Annotated in this window: 8 protein-coding genes; 3 read left to right on the top strand and 5 right to left on the bottom strand. The window is 50.6% G+C overall.

Annotated features, from left to right (window positions below; genetic code table 11):
* The coding region (locus tag NY78_RS25125; protein WP_156181128.1) for a hypothetical protein at positions 1-974 on the bottom strand (974 nt) is incomplete at its 3' end.
* 39 nt (positions 975-1,013) lie between these two features.
* Entirely contained in the window at positions 1,014-1,268 is a 255-nt protein-coding gene (locus tag NY78_RS21365; protein WP_043640933.1) for a hypothetical protein, read from the bottom strand.
* Between the two features lie 150 nt (positions 1,269-1,418).
* Between NY78_RS21365 and mobQ the strand changes: the two genes are divergently transcribed.
* Together mobQ and NY78_RS21355 are read left to right on the top strand one after the other, a co-directional pair.
* On the top strand, positions 1,419-2,429 hold the full coding sequence (gene mobQ, locus NY78_RS21360) for a MobQ family relaxase (protein WP_043640931.1): 1,011 nt from the start codon (positions 1,419-1,421) through the stop codon (positions 2,427-2,429).
* 3 nt (positions 2,430-2,432) lie between these two features.
* On the top strand, positions 2,433-2,966 hold the full coding sequence (locus NY78_RS21355) for a hypothetical protein (RefSeq protein ID WP_043640928.1): 534 nt from the start codon (positions 2,433-2,435) through the stop codon (positions 2,964-2,966).
* An 11-nt stretch (positions 2,967-2,977) separates the two neighbouring features.
* Here the strand turns inward: NY78_RS21355 and NY78_RS24330 are convergent, their stop codons facing one another.
* A complete protein-coding gene (locus NY78_RS24330) occupies positions 2,978-3,247 on the bottom strand; it encodes a type II toxin-antitoxin system RelE family toxin (RefSeq protein WP_082140197.1) in 270 nt (89 codons plus the stop codon).
* Positions 3,231-3,455 (bottom strand): type II toxin-antitoxin system RelB family antitoxin, encoded by a 225-nt coding sequence (gene relB / locus NY78_RS21350; RefSeq protein ID WP_043640926.1) that lies wholly within the window; start codon positions 3,453-3,455, stop codon positions 3,231-3,233. Before relB ends, NY78_RS24330 begins: the two co-directional genes overlap by 17 nt.
* A 181-nt stretch (positions 3,456-3,636) precedes the next feature.
* Here relB and NY78_RS21345 point away from each other — a divergent pair, with 181 nt between their 5' ends.
* Positions 3,637-4,176 (top strand): hypothetical protein, encoded by a 540-nt coding sequence (locus tag NY78_RS21345; protein WP_047960346.1) that lies wholly within the window; start codon positions 3,637-3,639, stop codon positions 4,174-4,176.
* A gap of 19 nt (positions 4,177-4,195) precedes the next feature.
* Here NY78_RS21345 and NY78_RS21340 read toward each other — a convergent pair whose 3' ends face one another.
* The gene (locus tag NY78_RS21340) at positions 4,196-5,167 is read right to left on the bottom strand and encodes a replication initiation protein (protein WP_043640920.1); all 972 of its coding nucleotides are present in this window, start codon (positions 5,165-5,167) and stop codon (positions 4,196-4,198) included.
* Positions 5,168-5,506: the final 339 nt, after the last annotated feature.

Here is a 5,506-nt window from a genome sequence, read left to right as displayed (position 1 = left end):
TTTATACGATAAGCTACGGCACACCAATCTGGACATTCTTGTGCTCCTTCATGAAGAGCTGACTCAGCAGCTTGGAGTGTTTTATTTGCTATCTCCATATCAGCATTATTTGCAATTAAATTCCTTGCACATGATAATTTAATTGAATAATCAGTGCTACTAAGCTTGGCATCTTCCAGCAACGCATAGTCAGCAAATTCACCTGATGGCATATATCTAAATGATCCAAGTTTCCTGTGGACAATTCTTAATGAGGTTATTTGTCCATCGTAATCGGTTTCAAAGGTATATCCATCAGCCCAACCAGAGGCAGGCAACACAGAGAATAATATTTTGTTTTCAACTATATTAATCAGTTCCAGTTTGTTACCATCATGCGACGACTCATTTATTGCCGTTTGAACAGCAATAAACTTTCCGCAATTGGATAAACCAATATTAAAAATATTAGATTTGTAATGTCTCCGGTATAGCTCTTCGGCATCAGGTTGAATAATTATTATGTCACCTTGCAAGGCTGAACCAAAACAAGAATCATGAATCATGTAATTACCATTGTCTGCTACGGCTGCGTCAAATGGTCGATTGAAAATATTCAGTAAATGAACAACTTTTTGATTATGCAGATCGACTAATATGACTTTTCCATTTCCTTTTTCCCGGAATCCGCCTCGTCCATGACCATCTGAGTCGCTTGTTCCTACACACCATCTACGATTTGAAGAATAGTGTGCAACACCAGAAAAATTAGGAGATATTACGGTGAGAAAGCGTTCCGCAGTTATATTCTTGGAACGCGCTGGTGGTTTTGCTTTTATCTTAGTAGATTCTGAAGCAAGTTGGACTTGTTGCTCAGATGTGGGTGCCGAGGGCATAGAAAATAGAAACAGATTTTTCAGTAGAGAGAAAAATGTCATTGAATATGCTCCATACAATTTTCTGCGGCGGCTTGGATCTTTATCCGGAGAGATCATGACTCGATTCTAAGGCCATTTTGAAGCCTTTTGAAAGGATCATTCCAAGTCCAAAAACAGGCGCTCGAACTCCTGGGGCTTGGTTGTGTTCTTGATCTTGGCTAGGATTCGATTTTTCAGGTTCTCGTCTTCCTGCATGAGCTTGAGACAGACCCCGCCTGTGATGATTTTCCGCCTTGTGTCCTCCTTCCGATTTTTTTCGTTTTGAATCGCCATCCGCTTCTGGATTTTGGCTTCAAGCTGCTCTCGTTTCTTGAGCAGATTTTGAAGCGCCTTGTCGGTCACTTCTCCCATGTTAACGCCCTCCTTTTGGGTGTTTGACGCTAGCGTAGATTGACATGATTACGCAAGCCTGTGATCTATCGGCATCGGGCGGTTTAAATCCCGAAGGGCGCACTTACGAGTTGCAAGCAACTCTCCTGTGCGCTCTCCCAAGGGGTTCAGATGGCGAGCTACCATTGCAGCGTGAAACCAGTTTGTCGGGGAAAGGGTCGGACGGTGACAGCCGCCGCTGCCTACCGTGCCGGGGTTTGCCTGGAAGACGAGCGGACAGGAGAGGTTCACGACTTCACGCGTAAACGTGGTGTGGCTTCCAGCGAAATCATAACGCCAGATGGCAGTCAGATAAGCCGTGAACGGCTTTGGAATTTGGCCGAAGCGGCAGAACGCCGAAAAGATGCCCGCGTGGGGCGGGAATACGAGGTGGCTTTGCCGGCAGAACTGACGCCGGAGCAGCGCCGGGACTTGGCCCGGGAGTTCGCCTGCCATCTCGCAGAGCAGTACGGCGTGGCCGTGGACGTGGCGATTCACGCGCCGAGCAGGGAAGGCGATGATCGGAATTATCATGCCCACATCCTGACGACTACTCGGACCTTGGAGAGGGGGAAACTCGCCGGAAAGGCCGACATCGAGCTTGAAGACAAGGCCCTTCGTGCTCAGGGCAAACCCTCTTCCCGGCAACAGGTGGAGGCTGTGCGGGCGACCTGGGCCGAGATGACCAACCGTGCCCTTGAGAGGGCGGGCCACGAAGCTCGGGTGGATCACCGGACCCTTGAGGCGCAGGGGCTTAACCGAGAACCGTCACGACACTTGGGACCATCCGCCACGGCCATGCAGCGCCGTGGCCAGCAGACGGACCGGGCTTTGAACGCTCCTGATCGAGAACAGAGCAAAGAGCGTGAGAGAGGCGCCAACGATTTTGGGAAGCGAGCAGAAGCGGCCGACCTCGACGTGAAGGCACGCTATGCTGCGTGGAAAGAGAACCAGGCCCGAGCAAAGTCCGCAGAAAGACTGACACAAGAACGCGAGCGGGAGAGAGCGGGGGAAGCCGCACGGTTGGTCAAGGAACGCGAAGAAGCACAGAAGCGAGCCGAGAAGGAAGCGGCTTTGGAGCGCATCAAAAAGGCCAGGAGCCGGGAGCGGGGAAACCGCGACCGAGGGATGGAAATGGATTAACCCATGGATGACCAGAAGTTGGAACAGACGACGTTCACCGCTCTGGCCGTGATGGAAGAGGCGGCCAAGGTCACAAAGGAGATCCAGCGCAGCGCCGAAGATGCTGCGCGGAACTTCCCCGCCCGGGTTGAAGATAGTGTAAAAGCGATCATTCGGGAAATACTCACGGAATCCGCGAGAGGGGCTTCCGCCAGTCTTCAAGAGGCGTCGGCAGGAGCGAAGGCGGCCAGCACCGCCCTGCGTAATTCCGGGCTCTTCATTGCTGCCGCCTTGATAGCCGGGGCGATTGTGATTGGGGGAACCGGCTGGGCAGTGACTAATTATATGATTTTAAACCAAAAAAAAGAATTAGCTGACTTGCGGCAGCAAGTGTTGGATGAGCGGAGCACATTGGAAGAGCTACAAGCCAAGACTTGGCGTTTGGAACTGGTGAAGTACGGCGACGGGACACGGGGTGTTATTCTTCCTCGTGGTGTCAAAGTGGAGCACACAGGGACAGTGAAGGATGGCCGTGAAGCCATTGTAATTAAGCCTTAAATTGTAAAATATTATTTGTATATATCACTTCGATGACCGACTAAGACAACGAGTATCCTAATCATTTCATCTTGAATCTCACATAATATTCTATAATTTCCGGCACGATACCGCCATAGACCAGAAAATCTAGAGCCTTTAAGGGGTTCTCCTATGGTTCGTGGGTCTTCTAATTTGGAAATCCTTTCGCGCATGAACTTTAAAACTCGTTTCTCTGCCTCTCTACCAAGATGCGTAAGGGCTTTGTCCGCTTCTGGTGTAAATTCAATCTTCCAGCTCAAGGCGGCGCTCCAGTTCTTCTAAAGGAATGGCTTTTTTCCCACTAGCCCGAAACCGCTCCAAGGCCGCTTCCGCGAGGTAAACGTCCTCGATATCCTCAAGGCTACGTTCAAGGGCTTCGCGCACATAGAAGCTTTTCGGCCGCTTCGTGGTATCGGCCAGGATATTAAGCCGGCTCTCAAGTTCGGCCGGAAGTCGGATGGTAAGCATGCGTTTGTTCTCCTTTTGTAATACAAGTATTTCGTGTATGACCAAAAGTCAACAGCTTCCGGACAGGCAGCAACAAGTCAAACGTAGCCAAGGGATTAAACTGGATTAATTGAAAAATATGAGTGATGGGTAGTCCATGAAGCCTACCGTAACTCTTGCTGAGATATGCGAGGCGCTAGGTATGGCCGACTCGTCGGCCCGGCGCTACGTGAAGATATTTAAAGCGTTTTTTCCTGTAATCTCAGAAGGATTCCCGGTTCGCTATCGGGGGGAGGCCGTGGAGATCATGGGCATGATCGTGGCGGCTATGAAGGAGCGTCGTCCCCGGGCTGAGATAGAGGCGGCTCTTGCCCGCGCCGGCCATTCCCGCGATGTGGTGAAATCTTCTTCACCAGCCACCACTTCACCACAGTTTGATATTATTGAAGAATCTGTGGTGAAGATGGTGGCGAAGTCGTCAGCGGAGGCCCTGGAGGTCAATCGGCGCATCCTGGCCGCTCTTGAGAGGCAAAACGCTCTTCTTGATTGCCAAAATATGCTTTTGGAGCAGCTGACCCGGGCCGGGGTGGCGCTGCCGGGAGAATACCCCTCAAATTCGCTCCAGGAGGCCCCAGGAGGGCCGGAAGGGGTGCAAGCTACAGAACTGGCTGTGCCGATCCCTGAAAGTGTTTCAAAGGGACAAATTCGGCTGTCCTGGTGGAAAAGGCTTTTTGGGAGCTAACCAGCCATTTGGAAAATTCCTACACCCCTGGTAGAAATTCCTTTTGTCCCTCGTCCTTGAGGATTTTGAAGGTCAGTCCTCCAAGACTTTTGACCCTGCCTGCCTCGTGATCCCGCTTGATCCTGGCCAGGAACTTTTCGGCTTGATCCTCCCGGCCCTCCCACAGGCGGCCCATCTGGTCGGCCTGCTTCTGGCTGACCTTGAACTCCTCCAGGAGCCGACGGGCAAAGGTCGGGTTCTTCGGCGGCTGCGGCGGGAATGCCTGCTCTACCTTGTCGCGGATTTTCTCACGGTGCGTCTTGGTGCCTTGATTCGAGACGATGAAAAAGCGGAGCCCTACTATTGTACGGCCCCTTTTGATTTTTTCAAACGCTACTTTTATGTCAGATGTTTTGTTTATTTCGTCTATAGCCGGCAGTAATATCCATCTTTGCAAATCTGTAATCCGTGGGTACTGACCAAGTACCCCAAGTTTCCTTTTAAATTCTTCTAAGTCAAATTCTCTTTTCCCTATCTCTTTAAACTGCTGCAATAATTCATATACACGCCAAGTAGCGGCCCGCTGAAATTGATAGACGTCACGAATACGATATTTAGTGAATTGCTCTTTTAATCCAAGAAGATGAGGGACAAGATCCTCGTCAAACCGTATCCAGGCCCGCCCTTCCCCTTCACAATATTTTTGGCGCGTAATTATTCCGACCTTGATGCGTTCTCCTGGGGTGTTTTCGAATTGAATTATCTTCCTTTGCAACTGGTCAGCGAGGCTTTCAACCTCGCGATAAGCGTTTTTAAGATCAATATCGAAGGCTTCCGCGAACCCTGGAACATCGATTTCAAGGTCCACAGGATGCCCAGGCTTAGGCTCGGCCGAGTGGTCCAGGCGTGAGATCGTGAAGGCCAGAAAGCGGTTGGCCTGCAAACCGAGGTCAAACATTGCGTTGACCAGGGCATTCGACTTTACGACGAGTTCGGCTTTGGGGTCGTCCATAGAGATATGTTGAGATAAAAAACGAGTTTCGTCAAGAGGCTCGTTTAATACCGTAAATCTCTCGTTGTTTAACCGTAAATCTCTCGTTGTTTAACCGTAAATCTCTCGTTGTTTAGCGTTGTAACTATTTGATTTTTAAAATGATCGAAGCGCGTAAAAGCAAGAAAGCAGCTAAAAGAAAACATGCTGGTCAAGATCGGCCGCCGTGGCAGCGATCTTGACCAGCTCGGGGACTTAGTTAAAGCCGAACAACCAGCCGCGAGGGGAAGGCGAAACGCCTTCGAAACAGCCAAAGGCAGCCACGGCCCGAAGCGGGCCTCTCTGGGGGGTACCCCCCAG

The organism is Desulfovibrio sp. TomC (assembly GCF_000801335.2).
Classification (GTDB): Bacteria; Desulfobacterota; Desulfovibrionia; order Desulfovibrionales; family Desulfovibrionaceae; genus Solidesulfovibrio.
Note: the sequence above shows the minus strand (reverse complement) of the source record. Positions and strands in the feature narration are given on the sequence as shown.